General features: G+C 74.2%; 14 protein-coding genes. 8 read left to right on the top strand and 6 right to left on the bottom strand.

Annotated features, from left to right (window positions below; translation table 11 throughout):
• Positions 1–116 precede the first annotated feature (116 nt).
• The 4 genes from ACN260_RS01415 to ACN260_RS01400 all read right to left on the bottom strand — a co-directional run bounded on the left by ACN260_RS01415 (position 117) and on the right by ACN260_RS01400 (position 3,757).
• Positions 117–1,292, bottom strand: coding sequence for an ABC transporter permease (locus tag ACN260_RS01415; RefSeq protein ID WP_422756587.1), 1,176 nt, complete (start codon positions 1,290–1,292; stop codon positions 117–119).
• Positions 1,293–1,369: 77 nt separating this feature from the next.
• Entirely contained in the window at positions 1,370–2,056 is a 687-nt protein-coding gene (locus ACN260_RS01410) for an ABC transporter ATP-binding protein (protein ID WP_422756586.1), read from the bottom strand.
• Positions 2,057–2,084: 28 nt separating this feature from the next.
• Positions 2,085–3,218: a peptidoglycan-binding protein gene (locus ACN260_RS01405; RefSeq protein ID WP_422754394.1), complete on the bottom strand. Its 1,134-nt coding sequence runs from the start codon at positions 3,216–3,218 to the stop codon at positions 2,085–2,087.
• Positions 3,215–3,757: a hypothetical protein gene (locus ACN260_RS01400; protein WP_422754393.1), complete on the bottom strand. Its 543-nt coding sequence runs from the start codon at positions 3,755–3,757 to the stop codon at positions 3,215–3,217. The genes ACN260_RS01405 and ACN260_RS01400 overlap by 4 nt, the downstream gene beginning before the upstream one ends.
• Positions 3,758–3,881: 124 nt before the next feature.
• Here ACN260_RS01400 and ACN260_RS01395 point away from each other — a divergent pair, with 124 nt between their 5' ends.
• Both ACN260_RS01395 and ACN260_RS01390 read left to right on the top strand, forming a co-directional pair.
• Positions 3,882–4,538: a response regulator transcription factor gene (locus ACN260_RS01395; RefSeq protein WP_422754392.1), complete on the top strand. Its 657-nt coding sequence runs from the start codon at positions 3,882–3,884 to the stop codon at positions 4,536–4,538.
• Positions 4,535–5,707: a sensor histidine kinase gene (locus tag ACN260_RS01390; protein WP_422754391.1), complete on the top strand. Its 1,173-nt coding sequence runs from the start codon at positions 4,535–4,537 to the stop codon at positions 5,705–5,707. The genes ACN260_RS01395 and ACN260_RS01390 overlap by 4 nt, the downstream gene beginning before the upstream one ends.
• A 123-nt stretch (positions 5,708–5,830) precedes the next feature.
• On the opposite strand, the gene ACN260_RS01385 is transcribed toward ACN260_RS01390, so the two are convergent.
• Both ACN260_RS01385 and ACN260_RS01380 read right to left on the bottom strand, forming a co-directional pair.
• Entirely contained in the window at positions 5,831–6,760 is a 930-nt protein-coding gene (locus tag ACN260_RS01385; protein ID WP_422754390.1) for an ABC transporter permease, read from the bottom strand.
• Entirely contained in the window at positions 6,760–9,630 is a 2,871-nt protein-coding gene (locus ACN260_RS01380; protein WP_422754389.1) for an alpha/beta fold hydrolase, read from the bottom strand. Before ACN260_RS01380 ends, ACN260_RS01385 begins: the two co-directional genes overlap by 1 nt.
• Before the next feature lie 370 nt (positions 9,631–10,000).
• Here ACN260_RS01380 and ACN260_RS01375 point away from each other — a divergent pair, with 370 nt between their 5' ends.
• The 6 genes from ACN260_RS01375 to ACN260_RS01350 are packed head-to-tail and all read left to right on the top strand — an operon-like array spanning position 10,001 to position 16,342.
• Entirely contained in the window at positions 10,001–11,185 is a 1,185-nt protein-coding gene (locus ACN260_RS01375) for a hypothetical protein (protein WP_422754388.1), read from the top strand.
• On the top strand, positions 11,172–14,027 hold the full coding sequence (locus tag ACN260_RS01370) for a nitrate- and nitrite sensing domain-containing protein (RefSeq protein ID WP_422754387.1): 2,856 nt from the start codon (positions 11,172–11,174) through the stop codon (positions 14,025–14,027). The genes ACN260_RS01375 and ACN260_RS01370 overlap by 14 nt, the downstream gene beginning before the upstream one ends.
• Positions 14,024–14,494, top strand: a complete 471-nt coding sequence (locus ACN260_RS01365) for a roadblock/LC7 domain-containing protein (RefSeq protein WP_067305308.1) — start codon at positions 14,024–14,026, stop codon at positions 14,492–14,494. The genes ACN260_RS01370 and ACN260_RS01365 overlap by 4 nt, the downstream gene beginning before the upstream one ends.
• The gene (locus ACN260_RS01360; protein ID WP_422754386.1) at positions 14,491–14,958 is read left to right on the top strand and encodes a DUF742 domain-containing protein; all 468 of its coding nucleotides are present in this window, start codon (positions 14,491–14,493) and stop codon (positions 14,956–14,958) included. The genes ACN260_RS01365 and ACN260_RS01360 overlap by 4 nt, the downstream gene beginning before the upstream one ends.
• Positions 14,936–15,688 carry a GTP-binding protein gene (locus ACN260_RS01355; protein WP_422754385.1) on the top strand — a complete coding sequence of 251 codons (753 nt, stop codon included), beginning with the start codon at positions 14,936–14,938 and terminating at the stop codon, positions 15,686–15,688. The genes ACN260_RS01360 and ACN260_RS01355 overlap by 23 nt, the downstream gene beginning before the upstream one ends.
• A gap of 42 nt (positions 15,689–15,730) precedes the next feature.
• Positions 15,731–16,342 carry a hypothetical protein gene (locus ACN260_RS01350; RefSeq protein WP_422754384.1) on the top strand — a complete coding sequence of 204 codons (612 nt, stop codon included), beginning with the start codon at positions 15,731–15,733 and terminating at the stop codon, positions 16,340–16,342.
• Positions 16,343–16,352 lie beyond the last annotated feature (10 nt).

Below are 16,352 nucleotides of genomic sequence, written 5' to 3'. Positions count from 1 at the left end.
TGACCGTGGCCCGCCGGCCGGAACGGTCCCCACCGGCCGGCGGGCCACCCCGGCCCGCGCGTCACACCCCTCCCCGGGTGTGACGCGCGGGCCGGGGCACGTCGCCGGCCGGGCGGTCACGGGGCGGCGAGCGCCTCGGTGGGCGAGAGCCGACTGGCCCGGATCGCCGGGTAGAGCCCGGCCAGCGCGCCGATGGCGACGGTCGCCCCGATGCCGCCGGCCACCACCCAGAGCGGCACCACCGTCGGCCACCCCTGCGAGCAGGCGTAACCGGCGGTGACCAGAGCACCGAGCAGTACCCCGCCGACGCCGCCCAGGGCGGACAGCAGCAGCGACTCGGCGAGGAACTGGGTCCGGATCTGCCCCCGGGTGGCGCCCAGCGACCGCCGCAGCCCGATCTCGGCCCGCCGCTCGATCACCGAGATGACCATGGTGTTGGCCACCCCCACCCCGCCGACCAGCAACGCCACCGCACCCAGCCCGAGCAGCAGGCCGGTGAACGCCTCGTCGGTGGCCTGCTGGGCGGCGAGCGCGTCCGACGGCCGGGAGACCTGGATCTCGTTGGACTGCTCCGGGTTGGCCGTCGCCGCCAGTACCGCCCGGACGGCCTCGACGTGCTGTTCGACCGAGCGGGTGTAGATCCGGGTGGGGTGGCCGTCCAGGCCGAGGTAGGTGGTCGCGGCCGACCAACCGACCAGGGCCGACGAGTCGAGTTCCGGGGCGAGCGGGACCGGCCGCAGGATGCCGATCACGGTGAACCACCGCCCGTCGACGTACACCTGGATGTCCGGCCCGGCCGCGCCGAGGCCGAGCCGCTGCGCGGCCACCGACCCGAGCACCGTGGCCGGATACCGCGCGGTCGCCTCGTTGAGCCAGGTCCCGCTGGCCAGCGAACCGCCGACGGTGTCGAGCAGGTCCAGCTCCACCGCCTGGGTGCCCAGGCCGCCGGTCTCCGCCGCCGGAATCCGGTCCGACCGGTAGACCGGGGTGTCCGGCAGTTGCGCGGTGGCCGACACCTGACGTACCGGGCCGATCCGGCTGATCATGCCGACCGCCTCGACCGGCAGTTGGGCGTCCGCGCCGAAGAGGGTGCTGCCCGGCGCGACGGTGAGCAGGTTGGTGCCGAGGGCGGCAAGCGTCCGGTCCAGGTCGGCCCGGGACGACGACGAGATGCCGACCACGCTGATCATCGCCGCGATGCCGATGGCGATGCCCAGGGCGGACAGGAACGCCCGCAGCGGCCGGGTACGCAGCCCCACCCCGCCGACCCGCAGCACGTCCCGTGGGCTCATCCGGGCCGGTCGCAGCCGCTCCGGTCGCCCGGCGTCACCCCGGCGCCCCGCGCCGGTCGGCCGCAGTGGTGTCGTGGTCACCGGAGCACCCCCTCGGTCGGTGTGGCGGAGTCCGCCACGATCAGCCCGTCGCGCATCTGCACCTGCCGGGGCAGGCTCGCCGCGATCTCCCGGTCGTGGGTGATGACCACGACGGTGGTGCCGGCCGCGTGCAGTTCGTGCAGCAGCTCCATCACCCCCGCGCCGGAGCTGGAGTCGAGGTTGCCGGTCGGCTCGTCGGCCAGCAGCAGCGGCGGTTCACCGACCACCGCCCGCGCGATCGCCGCCCGCTGCCGCTCACCGCCGGATAGCTGGTGCGGCCGGTGGTCCAGCCGGTGCCCCAGACCGACCCGTCGCAGCGCCGCCTCCGCCCGCCGCCGCCGCTCCCGCCGGGGCACCCCGGCATAGAGCAGGCCGTCCGCCACGTTCTCCACCAGGGGTACGCCGGCAGCCAGGTGGAACTGCTGGAACACGAACCCGATCCGGCTGGCCCGCAGCGCGGACAGTTCCCGGTCGGACAGCCGGGCGGCGTCGTACCCGTCGATGTGGACCGCGCCCGAGCTGGGCCGGTCCAGCGTGCCGATCACGTTGAGCATGGTGGACTTCCCCGACCCGGACGGGCCGACGATGGCCACCAGGGCACCCCGGTCGACGGTCATCGACACCCCACCGAGGGCGGCGACCGTGTCGCCGTACCGTTTGGTGACGTCGCGCAGCTCGACCACGTGGTCGGGGCCGGCGGGCCGGGCCGGCTCAGTCACCGGGCATCCCCACGGTCAGCCCCGCGGTGACCCCCTCGCCGGAGACCTCCACCCGACCGTCCGCGAACAGGCCGGTGCGCACCGCGACGATCCGGGTGCCGGTGTCCTCCACCACCTGTAGCCCGTAACCGCCCTCGGCGAGGGTGAGCAGCGCCGCGACCGGTACGGAGAGCACGTCGGCGCGTTCCGAGGCGATCAGGCCCAGATCCACCGCCGCCTTGTCGTAGCCGGCCAGCACCTTCGGGTCGTCCCCGGTGACGGTGACCTCGATCTTGGTTTCGGTCTCCGGGTCCTTGCCGGACGCCGCCGTCGTCTGCACCACCGTCTCGACCGTGTCGACCCGGCCCGTGCTGCGGGTGCCGTCCGGCAGGGTGATGGTCACCTCCGCGCCCTTGCGGGCCAGCCGCTGGTCCTCGACGTCCAGGGTGCAGGTGACCAGCCGGGCCGTGCCGGTGGTCGACAGCACCACCTTGCCCGCGCCGACGGTGTCACCCACCTCCACGGCGTGGCTCTCCACCCGCACCTCGCCGGGGGCGTAGACGATCCGGGCCGGTTCGACCTGACCGGTCTCCGGCAGGCCCAGGTCCTCCTGCCAGTCGCGGACCGCGTCGGCGGTCGCCGAGGTGAAGTCCTCGTCGACGTCGAAGCCGGTGTGCCCGAGCGCGGCGAGATTCTGCTCGAACTGCTTGACGTCGGTGCCGCTGACCCCGGAACGCAGCACCCGGTACGCGGGAAGACCGCCGTAGAGCAGCACCACCGGCTCGTCGTCGATCCGGTAGAGGGCCTTGCCGCGCTTGACCGTCGCGCCACCCGGGGCGAGCCAGGTGACCGTCCCGGCCAGCCGGCTCTCCCGGGCGCGCGGGGTGCCGTACCCCAGCTCGCCGTTCTTGGTCTCCCGGTCGACCAGGGTCTGCCGGGTCACGGTGGCGGTCGCCGGCGGCCGGTCGACGGCGGCGGACCGGTCGGCCCGGCCGTCGGCGGCGGAGGTGACCGCGACGACCGCCACCGCCACGACGAGCAGGGCCACCGCGCCGAGGAGCACCCCGGCCCGGGGACGTCGCCGCCGGGCCGGTGGCTCCTCGGGTGCGGTGGCGGTCGACTCGGCGGGACGGGCCGTGGTGCTCATGACGTCCTCCGGCGTTCACCGAGGTTGGGCATGATCTCCCGGCACTTGTCGAACGCGGCCCGCACCTTCGGGTCCTTCAGGTCGATGTTGGCCTTGCCGGGCTGGATGCGCCCGTCGGCGGACGGGTCCGGGAAGTCCGGCACGCCGTTCTCCCGCATGCAGCCGGCCAGCTTGCGGACCTGCTCGGTCTGTTCGGCGTCGAGCTGCCGCGGCTGTCCCCCGTTGGGGGCGTACTCGCGGCACTGTTGCAGGGCCGCCTGCACCTTGCCCAGGTCGATGTCCGACCCCGTGTCGAACCGGGGCCCCTTCTCCCCCGGCTGCGGGTCCGGCACGTCGAGGCCCTGTTCCCGCAGGCACGCGGTGAACTTGAGCTGGCGTTGCTCGTCGCTCAGCCCGGCGGCGGACACCGAGGGCTCCGCGCCGCCGCCACCGGCGGTGGCCACCCCGGGGGCGTCGTCGCCGCCGGCCTGGCAGCCGCTCAGGGCCAGCGCCGCCAGCACGGGCAGGGCCAGCAGCGGGCGCAGCGAATTTCGTCGCATCGTCGATCTCCCTTCGGCCGGCAGAGAGCCGGCATTAGGGATAACTCAACTCCTGAGGCGGTATCCAGGGCATAAGCGGTGGCGTTAACGCGGTGGTTATCCCGGCGTAGGCGAGGATGGAACGGTGCGCGTACTGGTGTGCGAGGACGAGAAGCTGCTCGCGGACGCGATCGCCGAATGGCTCCGCCGGGAGTCGTTCGCGGTCGACGTCGCGTACGACGGCGACGCCGCCCTGGAACGGATCGGCGTCAACGGGTACGATGTGGTCGTCCTCGACCGGGACCTGCCCGTCGTGCACGGCGACGACGTGTGCCGGGCACTGGTCCGGGCCGAACGGGACACCCGGGTGCTGATGCTGACCGCCGCCGCCGCCGTGCGGGAACGGGTCGCCGGCCTGGCCATCGGCGCCGACGACTATCTCACCAAGCCGTTCGCGTTCGTCGAGCTGAGCGCCCGGGTGCACGCGCTGACCCGGCGTACCCGCCCGGCCGCCCCGCCGAAGCTGAGCCGGGCCGGGATCGTCCTGGACCCGGCCCGGCTGGAGGTCACCCGGGACGGGCACTTCGTGCCGCTGTCCCGGAAGGAGTTCGGCGTGCTGGCCGAGCTGCTGCGCGCCGACGGTGCGGTGGTCTCCGCCGAGGACCTGCTGGAACGCGCCTGGGACGAGCACATCGACCCGATGACCAACGTGCTGCGGGTCACCGTGATGAAGCTGCGCCGCAAGCTCGGCGACCCGCCGGTCATCGAGACGGTACCCGGGGTGGGATACCAGATCCGATGAGGAAACCGACGATCCGGGCCAGGCTCACCCTCATCTACGGCGGCCTGTTCCTGCTCGCCGGCACGGTGCTGCTCGCCGTGACGTACGTGCTCGTCGACCAGCGGCTCGCCCACGGTCTCGGGTTCAACCTGCGCGGCAGCGGCGGCAAGGAGTCGATCTCGCTGCCGCAGGGCACCCAGATCAGCGCCAACCAGGCCGAACACCTGCGCAACATCGTCCGGCAGGTGCAGGACGACGCCCGCCGCGACGCCCTGGACTCGCTGCTCACCCAGGGCGGGGTGGCGCTGGCCGTGGTGACCATCGCCGCGGTCGCCTTCGGCTGGCTGGTCGCCGGCCGGGCGTTGCAGCCGTTGCAGCAGATCACCGGCACCGCCCGCCGGATCGCCGGGGCCGACGGCGCCGGCCGGGGGTTGCACGAGCGGATCGCCCTGGTCGGGCCGACCGACGAGGTGAAGGAGCTGGCCGACACGTTCGACCTGATGCTCGAACGTCTCGACCGGTCCTTCGACGGTCAGCGGCGCTTCGTCGCCAACGCCTCGCACGAACTGCGTACCCCGCTGGCGATCAACCGGTCCCTGGTGGAGCTGGCGATCACCCGGCCGGACTCCCCACCCGAGCTGCGGCAGCTCGGGGAGACCCTGCTGGCCGTCAACGAACGCCACGAACGGCTGATCGACGGGCTGCTCACCCTCGCCGACTCGGAGAACGCCCTGGCCGAACGCGCCGAGGTGGATCTCGCCGAGATCGCCGGGCACGTCGCGGAGCAGACCGCCCGGTCGACCACGCTCGCCGTCACCCGCGACCTGGCCCCGGCGCGTACGGCCGGCGACCCGGTGCTGCTGGAACGGCTCACCCAGAACCTGGTGGAGAACGCCGTCCGGCACAACGTCGACGTCGACGGTTGGCTCTCGGTCGCCACGGCCATGGTCGACGGTCGGGCCACCCTGACCGTCAGCAACAGCGGGCCGGTGGTGGCCGGGTACGAGGTCGAGACGATGTTCCTGCCGTTCCGCCGGCTCAACCGGGAACGGGTCGCCGGTCAGCGGGGCTTCGGGCTGGGGCTGTCCATCGTCCGGGCGGTGGCGCGGGCACACGGCGGGACGGTGCGGGCCGTCCCCCGTCCCGACGGCGGCCTGGTGGTCACCGTCTCCCTCCCCAGCCTTTCCTGACCGGCCCCGCAGCCCCGGTCATGATCGACCCAACGGGGCCCATGTTGCGGTTTCCGACGGCAGTGACACCGCAACATCGGCCCCGTCGCGACGGCGAGCCGTCCGGGCGGGTCGGGCCGGGCGTCAGCTCGTGACGTCCTTGCGGGTGAAGCGCCAGAAGGCCAGGCCCCAGAACAGGGTGGCGTAGCTGACCGCCGAGATCGCGCCCCGGACCACGTCGTCGGTCTGCATCGGGGTGGACAGCAGGCCCAGCCAGGCGCTGCTGTAGTGGGTCGGCAGGAAGTCGCGCAGCACCCCCAGCGCGGTGATCTGGTCCAGGATGCTGGACAGGATCCACAGCAGCACCGCGCCGCCGACCGCACCCAGCGCGGCGTCGGTGACCACCGACAGCAGGAACGCCAGCCCGGCCACCACCAGCAGCACGACCGCCAGGTAGCCGAGCACCGCCAGCAGCCGGACCAGCCCCTCGGTCGGGGTCAGCTCGGCGGCGACCTGGCTGGTCAGCGGTGACCAGCCGTAGCGCAGGGTGCCGGCGAGCAGGGCCGTACCGGCCAGCAACAGCAGGGCCAGCCCCGAGTACGCCAGCGCCACCAGCAGCTTCACCGTCAGCAGCCGGGCCCGGGGCACCGGCACCGCCAACAGGTAACGCAGGCTGCCCCAGCTCGCCTCGCTGGCGACCGTGTCACCGCAGAACAGCGCCACCACCACGACCAGCAGGAACGACGCCGACACCAGGATCGAGAAGAGGGTGAAGTTGAGCCCGCCCGAGGTGGCCAGGTCGGCGAGGCTGGCGAATTCGCCCCCGCCCCCGCCGTCGTCGTCCCCGGAGTCGAACTGGAACGCCACCAGGATGATCAATGGCAGCAGCACCATGAACCCGAGCGCCAACTGGGTACGCCGCCGCGACGCCTGCCGGCGGAACTCCGCCCCGAACGGCAGGGTCGCCCCCGGCCGGTAGCCGGCCGCCGCCCCACCCGGCCCGGACGCCCCGGTCGCGGTCCCGCCACGCGCAGCCGCGCCGCCCGACGACGTGCCCACCGAAGAACCTGCCATCACCGGTCACCGCTTCCCCGAGAGTTCTCGCCCACCAGGGCGAGGAACGCATCCTCCAGGCGACGCCGTGGCACCACCCGGTCCACCCCGATCCCGGCCCGGACCAGCTCGGCCACCACCTCGCTGCGGGCCGTCCCGTTGGTGTCCACCACCAGCCCACCGGCGTCGTCGGCGGTCAGCACCTGCACCGCGTCGAGGCGGCTCAGCACCGCCCGCGCGGCGGCCTGGTCGGTCACCTCGAACAGGGTGCTCGGCGACTCGCCGACGATCTCCTCCACCGGGCCGGACGCGACGATCCGGCCCTTGTTGACCACCACCGCGTGCGTGCAGGTCTGCTCCACCTCGGCCAGCAGGTGACTGGAGACCAGCACCGCCCGGCCGTCGGTGGCGTACCGCTGGAGCACCCGGCGCATCTCGGCGATCTGCGGCGGGTCGAGCCCGTCGGTCGGCTCGTCGAGCACCAGCAGCTCCGGCAGGCCCAGCATGGCCTGCGCGATGGCCAGCCGCTGCCGCATGCCGTGGCTGTAGTTCTTGGTCCGCCGGTGCACCGAGTCGCCCAGGCCGGCGATCTCCAACGCCTCGTCGAAGTGCGCGTCGGCCCACGGCCGCCCGGTGGCCCGCCAGTACGCCTTCAGGTTGTCCAGGCCGGACAGGTGCGGCAGGAAACCGGGCCCCTCCACCAGCGCGCCGATCCGCGACAGCACCGGCGAACCGGGCACCAGCCGGTGCCCGAAGACGTAGATCTCCCCGGCGGTCGGCTGGGTCAGCCCCATCAGCACCCGCAGGGTGGTGGTCTTGCCCGCGCCGTTCGGGCCGAGCAGCCCCATCACCTGGCCGGGGTGCACCTCGAAGTCCACCCGGGACACCGCGACGAACCCGTCCGCGTACTCCTTGCGCAGGTCGCGGACGGCGAGCGGGATGCCCGCGTACCCGGGGTGGACGGAGTCGTCCTGGCGGCGGTGCCGGCGGCGGACCACGGTGACGACCACGACGAGCCCCACCAGGATCGCGGCCAGCAGGCCGACCAGCACCCAGCGCCACACCGTCGCGGTGGTCGGGATCGGCGTGGCGGTGACCGTCGGCAGGCTCACCGCCCCGTCCACCGCCACCGTGTAGACGGCCGGCGCGGTCGGCGTGGTGTACGCCTGGTCGGCGGTGGCCAGCACCACCCGCAGCCGGTGCCCGGCCTCGACCCGGCGGACGATCGCCGGCAGGGTGACCTGGACCGGCTGCGCGGCGTCGATCGATGCCGGCAGCCCGGTCAACCGGATCGGGGCGACCAGCCCGTCGGGCAGCGTCGCCGCGCCGGCCGGGTCGACGTCGTAGAGCTTGGCGAACAGCACCGCCTCGCCGGTCGCCGACGCGGCCCGGACGGTGACGGTGGGCGCACCCACCACGTCCACCGCCTCGGCCAGCGGCGTCGACTCGAACCGGGCGTGCTGGCCGGGCACGTCGCCGGCCACCCCGTCGAGCAGGGAGCCGAGCGACCCGGCGAACGGGATCGCCGAGATCGCCGCCGGGTTGCCGTTGGGCGGGTTGGCGACCGGCTGGGCCGGCCCGGCGACCGGCACCTCGCGCCGGGCGTCCCCGGTCACCCCGGGATAGTCGGCGGTGCGGTACCCGGTGGCGACGAGTCCCCGGTCGAGGGCGTCGAAGCCGGCGATCCGGGAGAACGTGAAGTCGTCGCCGGGGGCCGCGCCGGTGCCCTTGACGTAGTGGTCGAGCCACTGCACGGTCAGGTACTTCACCCGGTCGGAGTCACTTGTCGGCCCGGCGCCGCCGTCGTGGCCGCCGGTGAACCAGGCCACCCGCACGGGGGTGCCGGCGGCGGCGATGCCGCGCGCGTTGGCGTCCGCCTCGGTGAGCGGGAAGAGGGTGTCCGCCTCGCCCTGCACCAGCAGGGCGGGGGCCTTGATCCGGCCCAGCACGTCGGCCGGGGAGGAGCGCCGCAGCAGGTCCACCGCCGCCTGGTCGGCCCGCCCGGTGGTGGCGATCCGCAGGTACGCGGCGCAGACGTCGGCGGCGAACCGGCCGCAGGACGGGTCGGCGGCGGCTCCCGGGGCGCGCGGCGACCGGGTACCCGGCCCGTCGCCCGGCTGCGGGCTGGGCGCACCGGCCGACGCGGGTGCCCCCTCCGGCTGGGCGGCGGCGGTGTTACCGGACAGCCCGGCCGGTCCGGAGCCGGCACTGCCGCCGCCGCCGAAGAAGATGCCGGCCCAGCCCTTCTTGAACACGCCCTCGGTGGCCGGTCTGCCGGTGCTCTCCGGCAGGAAGGCGCGGGACAGGTCGTTCCAGGTGATCATGGGGACGATCGCGTCGACCCGGGGGTCCTGGGCGGCCAGCAGCAGCGCCAGGCCGCCGCCGTACGAGCCGCCGACCACCCCGACCCGGGGGTCACCGGCGGCGTCGGTACGCACGTCGGGGCGGGCCGCCAGCCAGTCCAGCAGCCGCTGGGCGTCGCGCACCTCGTAGTCGGGGCTGTCCAGGTGGATCTGCCCGCCGCTGCGGCCGAAGCCCCGCGCGGTCCAGGTCAGCACCGCGTAGCCCTGGCCCACCAGGTCCTCGGCGTCGGCGCGGACGGAGTCCTTCGTACCGCCGAAGCCGTGCGCCAGCAGCACGGCCGGGACCTTCCGGTCGGCCGACGCGCCCTTCGGCAGGTAGAACGTGGTGTCCAGGTCGACGGGCTCGTCGCCGGCCGGCCCGGAGCGCACGGTGAGCATGCTCGACTCGGTGCGGAAGTCCGGCCGGTCCGGCCAGACCGCCCAGCCGACGACCGCCGCCAGCAGGACGACGACCACCGACGCGGCGACCGCGCGACGACCGGTGGGCAGGGCACGGCGAAGCCGCGTGGCCGACAACGGCGATTTCATTCGGCTCACGGTACGGCCCGGAACCTGAGCGTTGGCTGAGATCCGCCGTACGTCCGTCCTGGGCAGCCGATCGTCGGTCGGACAGCGGAAACCGCACAAGGTCACCCGGCGTTCACGCAGAACGAATTCGGATTACGTGAATTCACGCGTAAGGCGCGATATCGCTATGGAAACGAGCATGTCACCGTGACAACAGTACGCAGCGTCACGAGGAGGTGAATCTTGCGTCACATCACTCGAAGTGACGCAAAACTGACCCGCGTAGACCTCCGGCCAGGGATCGCCCGTCGATTAGGTTCTCGGTCCGACGCACGGGACCGAACTGTCACGCCATCCCCGACCCCCTGCGCCGCCGCCGGAGGAGACAACCATGACCGTTCCCGCCTCGCGGGTCCGTCGACGGCCCAGGACACCGGGCCGCCTGTTGCCGCTGCTACTCGCCACCGCGCTGCTGCTGCCGGTGGCGTTCCTCGTCGTACAGGGCCACCGGCTCGTGGACGCCGACCGCGAGCTGGCCGAACGGGAACGGCTCGGCGTCGAGTACCTGCGCGCCCTCGGCCCGGTCACCACCGCCCTGGTCGACGCGCAGACCGCCGCCGTGGCCGGCCGGCCGGTGCCCCGCGACGCCCTGGACCGGGCGGTGGAGGAGGCCGCGGCGGTCGACGCCCGGGTCGGCGGTGAACTGCGCAGCACCGAACGGTGGGCCGGCCTGCGCGCGAAACTGGAGGGCCTGCCCAGCCGGTCGCTCACCGACCCGGAAACCGCCTTCACCGCGTACGGCGAGGTCACCGACCTGCTGCTGGCCCTGCACAGCAAGATCCGCGAAACCTCCGGCCTGATCCGCGACCCCGGCTCCGACTCGTACTTCCTGCAGGACGGCGTCGGCGAGGAGATGCCGGAGGCGACGGTCGCCGCCGGACGCCTCGTCGACCTGGCCGTGCTGGCGCAGCGACGCCCCGCCGCCGACCAGGCCCGCACCGTGGGTGAACTGGCCACCCTCCGGTTCGCCGCCCTGCAACCGGCCGGTGACCTGGTCAACGACCTCCAGACGGTGGTCGACACCTCGGAGAGCGCCGACATCGGTGCCGGGGTGCTCACCCCGTTCGACAACTACCAGCGGGCCGTCGAGGCCCTCGGGGCGCTCTCCCAGCCCCGGGGCCGCAACCAGGAACTGGACGTGGCGAAACTCGCCGCCGCCCGGACCCAGGCGCAGACCGCCGCCCGGGAACTCCAGCCGGTCCTGCTCGACGAGATCGACCGGCTGCTGCGGCAGCGCATCGACCAGCTCGACCGCGACGCCCTGCTGATCCTCGCCGCCGGTGGGGTGGCCGGGCTGCTGCTGGTGGCGCTCGGCGCGAGCGGTTGGCTGACCCGTCGCGGTGAGCGCCCGACCGGCCGGGGCACCCCGGCGGTCGAGCCGGCCGACGCGGGCGGAAAACCCGCCCCGTGGGAGCCGCCGACGCCGCCCGGCCGCCTGCCCACCGGTCCGGTGCTCCAGCCGGCCGGCCGGGGCACCGGACCCGACCGGTGGAGGCCCTTCGATGCTGCTCGGTAGGCTGCGCATCCGGGGCAAGCTCGCCCTGCTGGTGATGGTCCCCCTGCTCTGCATGGCCGGGCTCACGGTGCCGGTGGTCTGGGAGCGGGCCTCCGCGGCCCAGCGGGCCGGCGACATCGCCGACCGGGTCCGGGTCGCCAGCCGGGTCGGCACGATCCTGCAACACCTCCAACAGGAACGCCTGCTCGCCGTCGGCCTGCTGCTCGGGCAGGTGCAACGCACCGACCTGGTGCAGAAGATCGCCGAGGTGGACGACCGGATCGCCGACCTGCGCACCGACCTCGGCGACGACCTGCCCGGCGAGGTCGACACCGCCCTCGACGGGGTACGCCAGCTCGCCGCCCTGCGGACGGCGGCGGTCGCCGGGCAGACCGGCCCCGACCAGCTCATGGCCGGGTACGGGCCGGTGAACACCGCCCTGATCGACTCGCTGCGGCTACGGCTCAACGCGGACACCCGCACCCCGGCCGGACGGCAGGTACTGGCCCTGGACGGCCTGCTGCGCACCGGCGAGAGCCTCAGCGCCGGCGCCACCCTGATCGTGCTGGTCGCCGCCCGGCCCAACGCCCAGACCGTCACCGCCTACGTGGCGAACTTCGCCGTCCTGTCCGATGAGAGCGCCCGGCTCCAGGCCCTGGTCACCCCCGAGCAGCTCGACCTGCTCACCCTGGAGGAGGTCGCGGTCGCCAACCGCACCGGGCCGAACTTCATCGACCAGAGCGCCGTCGACCCGGCCACCGCCATCGGCGCGCTGGACGTGACGACCCTCTTCCCCACCGTCTCCTCGATGATCACGCTCGGCCAGTTCGTCGAGAAGAAGCTGGCCGCCGACGTCACCGCCGAGGTGAGTGCCGACCGGCAGGTGGCACTCGCCGGGGCGTACTGGGTGACCCTGCTGACCGTGACCATCCTGATCGCGGTCATCCTGCTCACCATGGCGGTCGGCCGGGCGGTGGCCCGACCGCTCACCCGGCTCACCCGCTCCGCCGACCGGGTCGCCCGGGTCGCCGAGTCCGAACTGGTCCGGGTCGCCGACGACGAGTCCGAAACCACCCCACCGGTACGCCTCGACCCGGTCGACGTGGGTGCCCGGGACGAGATCGGCGATCTGGCCCGCGCCTTCGAACGCGTGCAGAACACCGCCGCCCGGCTGGTGGAACGGCAGGTGGCGAGCCGACGCAACGTGGCCCAGATGTTCGGCCACGTCGGGCGGCGTACCCAGAACCTGGTCGGCCGGCAGATCGCCCTGATCGACCGGCTGGAGCAGCAGGAGACCGAGCCGGGACGGCTGGAGCACCTGTACCGGCTCGACCACATCTCCAGCCGGTTGCGCCGCAACGCGGGCAGCCTGGTGGTGCTCTCGGGCGCGACCGGCGACGACGCGCACGTCGCACCGGTCCCGGTCGCCGACGTGGTCCGGTTGGCCCTCGGTGAGATCGAGGACTACACCCGGGTGGACGTGCAGGTCCCGCCGGAGGTGGTCGCCGCACCGGCGATCATCGGTGACCTGGTGCTGACGCTGGCCGAGCTGATGGAGAACGCCACCGTGTTCTCCCCGCCGCACACCCGGGTCGTGGTCACCGCCGAGACGACCGACGACGGCGCCCGGTTGGCCGTCATCGACCAGGGCATCGGGATGAGCGAGCAACGGCTCGCCGAGGAAAACGCCCGGTTCACCCGCCGGGAGCGGCTGGACCTGGCCCCGTCCGAGGTGCTGGGACTGTTCGTGGTGGGTCGGCTCGCCCGCCGGCACGGCTGGACGGTGGAACTCGCCGCCACCCCGGGCGGCGGGGTGACCGCCAGCCTGGTGCTCCCCGGCTCCGCCCTGGCCCGCCCCGCGACCGGGCGTGGTGGGGAACCCGTCAGCCGGGTCGCACTGCCGTCGCGGGACCGCCCCGTGACGACCCCGCCGGCCGGACTGCCGACGCGGGAACGACCCGGACCGACCGGCCCGGCGACCGGGCCCGGCACCGACGTCCCCCTGCGGGCCGGCCGTACGCCGGTCGTGCTCGACGCCGGTCCCGCCCGGCCGACGGTCGACGTGGCGTCGGCCCGGCCGGTGGTCGACGCCACGGCGCTGCCCGGGTTCGACCCCACGCTGCTCAGTAAGGCGACCAGGAGCATGGCGGCCACCGGCCCGTGGGACGCGTTCGGCACCGCGCCGGCCGACCCGGAGTCGGCCCGCGCCCCCGGGACCGACCCGGACGCGGCGGCCCATCCCACCGGCGACGGCCCGGCCGGTGCCACGACGGTGCTGCCGGTCCGGGGCACCGCCACGGTGGCCCCGGTGGCGGACGCGCCCCACCCGGCGGTCCCGCAGGCCGTCCTGCTCCCCACCGTGGGGCAGGCCACGACGCCCACGACGGACCGGCCGGCCCCGCTGCCGGGCATCCGGCAGCGGGTCCCCGGCGCGAGCCTGCCCCGCACCGCACCGGTCGTCGGGCCGGTGGACGGCAGCCGGGCCGACCCGGAGGCCGCGCGGGCCCTGGTCGAGCAGTTCCAGTCCGGGGTGCACCGGGCCGAACAGGCCGGGCCGGCCGCCGCGTCCGTAGCCGCCCGACCCGTCGCCGCCCAGCCCGCTGCCGCCCAGCCCGCTGCCGTCCAACCCACCGCTACCCGACCCACCGCCGCCCAGCCCTCCACCGCACCGGCGGTGCCCCGGCTCACCCGGCGGATCCCGGGCGCCAACCTGACCGTCTCACCGCCCCGGCAAGCACCGATCCAGAATCCGGGAGATCCGGGCGAGGTCCGCGATCTCATCAACGCGTTCGAGACGGGCGTCGCCCGCGCTCTGCGCGAAGTCCGCACCGACCACCGCACTGAAGAAGGAACGACACGGTGACCAGCCCGCACGTACACGAGAACGTCGACTACCAGAACCACCCGGCCGGGGACCTCAGCCCGGAGGCGCGCACGTTCAACTGGCTGTTGGACTCGTTCACCTCCAGCACCGCCGGCGTCCTGGAGGCCATCGCGGTCTCCTCCGACGGGCTGCTGATGGCAATGTCGTCGATCAAGGACCGGTCCAACGCGGAACGTCTCGCCGCCGTCGTCTCCGGCATGACCAGCCTGGCCGGAGGTGCCGCCAGCTGGTACGCCCTCGGCGGGCTCAACCGGGTGATCGTGGACATGGCCGACGGCTACCTGCTGATCACGGCGATCAGCAGCGGTTCCGTGCTCGGCGTGATCGCCGACCGGTCGGCCAACCTGGGCACCGTCGCGTACGAGATGACCCTCTTCGCCGGCCGGGCCGGCGGCGCACTGACACCGAGACTCATCGCCGAGCTGAAGAACGCCGTTCAGCAATGACCCGGGACGCCGCTGGCGAGGAACCGGAACCCGAACCGATGGTCCGGGTCCGCCCCTACCTGCGGAGCCCGGTGGGCGACGTGACGCCCACGCCCGTCTCCGAGCCGGAGGCCGACCGCCCGGCCAGCCCCCGCCCGTTCGTGCTGACCGCCGGGCGGGTGGCCGGCGCGGACCCGGCGATCGGGCTGGAGACCCAGGTCACCGCCCGGACCGGACCCGGCCGGGCGGCCGCCGTGGCGGCCCTGCTGGCCCCCGAGTTGCAGGCGATCGTCGCCCTGTGCGGTGAGCCGATCTCGGTGGCGGAGATCTCCGCCCGGATGCGGCTGCAGCTCGGCGTGACCCGGGTGCTGGTCGGTGACCTGCGGGCCGCCGGCCATCTCGACGTGCACGTCGGCGCCGTCGACGACGCATTTGACCCCGATCTCATCCTGCGAGTGATTGATGGACTCCGTGCGATCTCCTGAATGGCCGGTCGCCCCGCTCGGCGGGCTCGCCGCGAACAGTGCCTCCGCCCGCTACGGACAGCCCGTGGGTGGCCCTCCGACGGCACCGCAGCACCCGGGCGCGCCACTGCCGTACCGGCCCCCGGCGGCGTCGACACCGCCGACGGACACCCGCGGCGGCCCGCCGGCCGCCCCGCCGATCCCGGTCAAGCTGCTCATCGCCGGAGGCTTCGGGGTGGGCAAGACGACCACGGTCGGTGCCATCTCCGAGATCGCCCCGCTGACCACCGAGGCCGAGATGACCAGCGCCGGGATCGGGGTGGACGACCCGGGGGCGCGCAGCGGGAAGACCACCACCACGGTGGCGATGGACTTCGGCTGCGTGACCATCGACCGGAGCCTGAAGCTCTACCTGTTCGGCACGCCCGGCCAGGACCGGTTCGGTTTCATGTGGGACGACCTGGCGCGGGGCGCGCTCGGCGCGTTGGTGGTGGTGGACAGCTCCCGGCTGGACGACTGCTACCCGGCGGTCGACTTCTTCGAGCGGGCCGGCCTGCCCTTCGTGGTCGGGGTGAACACCTTCGACGGCCGGCTGACCCACGAGCTGGGGGCGATCCGGTGGGCGCTGGCGATCGGTGACCACGTGCCGCTGGTGCAGTTCGACGCCCGGGAACGGCTGTCGGTGCGGGATGCCCTGCTGGTCGTCCTGGACCGGGCGCTGGACCGGGCGGTGCGGGAGAAGGGCGCCTGACCGAACCGACGCCCGGTCGTTTCCATCGGAGAGGGGGACGTGATGAGGGGTGGTCTGGACGAGACACTGGCCCGGTTGGCCCGCCGTGAGGAGGCCCGCCGCCGCCGGTCGGTCGATCCGGAGACCGACGACGGGGGACCGACCCTGGCCTTCGGGGCCACCGGCCACCCGCCCACCGCCCCGGCCCACCCCGGGCCGGGACCCGCCACACCGGCGACCGGTGAACTGGCCCGGACCGGGCCCGGGTGGGCCGGGCCGGCGCCCGCCCCCGACGTTGACCCGGTGGAGGAGGTGGCCGAGGCCGTCCGCCGCGTGGTGGCCGCCCGCCCCGGCCTGACCGTGGTGCTGCACGTCGAGTACGCCGGACGTACGTATCCGCTACGGATCGAGCAGGCGCAGCCCGTGGCCCGCAACGAGCGGCCGGGCGTCGGGGCACGCACCGAGCGACCGGAGAACGGGGTACGCAACGAGCGGTCCGACGTCGTGGCGCGGGCGGGTGTCGACCCGTCGGCCACCCCGCCGCCGGCCTGGCCGCTGGCCGACCGGACGCCACCGGCGTGGACCCCGGCCCGGGAGATGCCGGGTGCCGATCCGGCGGCCCGGCTCGCCGAGATGATCCGGCGGGACCCGACGCTGCTCGACAACGACACCTGACGGTACGCCC

The sequence above is a fragment of the Micromonospora sp. WMMD708 genome (assembly GCF_049315245.1).
Classification (GTDB): Bacteria; Actinomycetota; Actinomycetes; order Mycobacteriales; family Micromonosporaceae; genus Micromonospora; species Micromonospora wenchangensis.
This window is presented reverse-complemented; position numbering and strand designations above follow the sequence as displayed.

Coding starts and splice junctions, on each gene's coding strand:
- ACN260_RS01400 (WP_422754393.1), bottom strand. CDS start 3,757: ATGCGACGAAATTCGCTGCGCCCGCTGCTGGCCCTGCCCGTGCTGGCG.
- ACN260_RS01375 (WP_422754388.1), top strand. CDS start 10,001: ATGACCGTTCCCGCCTCGCGGGTCCGTCGACGGCCCAGGACACCGGGC.
- ACN260_RS01355 (WP_422754385.1), top strand. CDS start 14,936: ATGGACTCCGTGCGATCTCCTGAATGGCCGGTCGCCCCGCTCGGCGGG.
- ACN260_RS01415 (WP_422756587.1), bottom strand. CDS start 1,292: ATGAGCCCACGGGACGTGCTGCGGGTCGGCGGGGTGGGGCTGCGTACC.
- ACN260_RS01360 (WP_422754386.1), top strand. CDS start 14,491: ATGACCCGGGACGCCGCTGGCGAGGAACCGGAACCCGAACCGATGGTC.
- ACN260_RS01380 (WP_422754389.1), bottom strand. CDS start 9,630: ATGAAATCGCCGTTGTCGGCCACGCGGCTTCGCCGTGCCCTGCCCACC.
- ACN260_RS01350 (WP_422754384.1), top strand. CDS start 15,731: ATGAGGGGTGGTCTGGACGAGACACTGGCCCGGTTGGCCCGCCGTGAG.
- ACN260_RS01370 (WP_422754387.1), top strand. CDS start 11,172: ATGCTGCTCGGTAGGCTGCGCATCCGGGGCAAGCTCGCCCTGCTGGTG.
- ACN260_RS01405 (WP_422754394.1), bottom strand. CDS start 3,218: ATGAGCACCACGGCCCGTCCCGCCGAGTCGACCGCCACCGCACCCGAG.
- ACN260_RS01390 (WP_422754391.1), top strand. CDS start 4,535: ATGAGGAAACCGACGATCCGGGCCAGGCTCACCCTCATCTACGGCGGC.
- ACN260_RS01385 (WP_422754390.1), bottom strand. CDS start 6,760: ATGGCAGGTTCTTCGGTGGGCACGTCGTCGGGCGGCGCGGCTGCGCGT.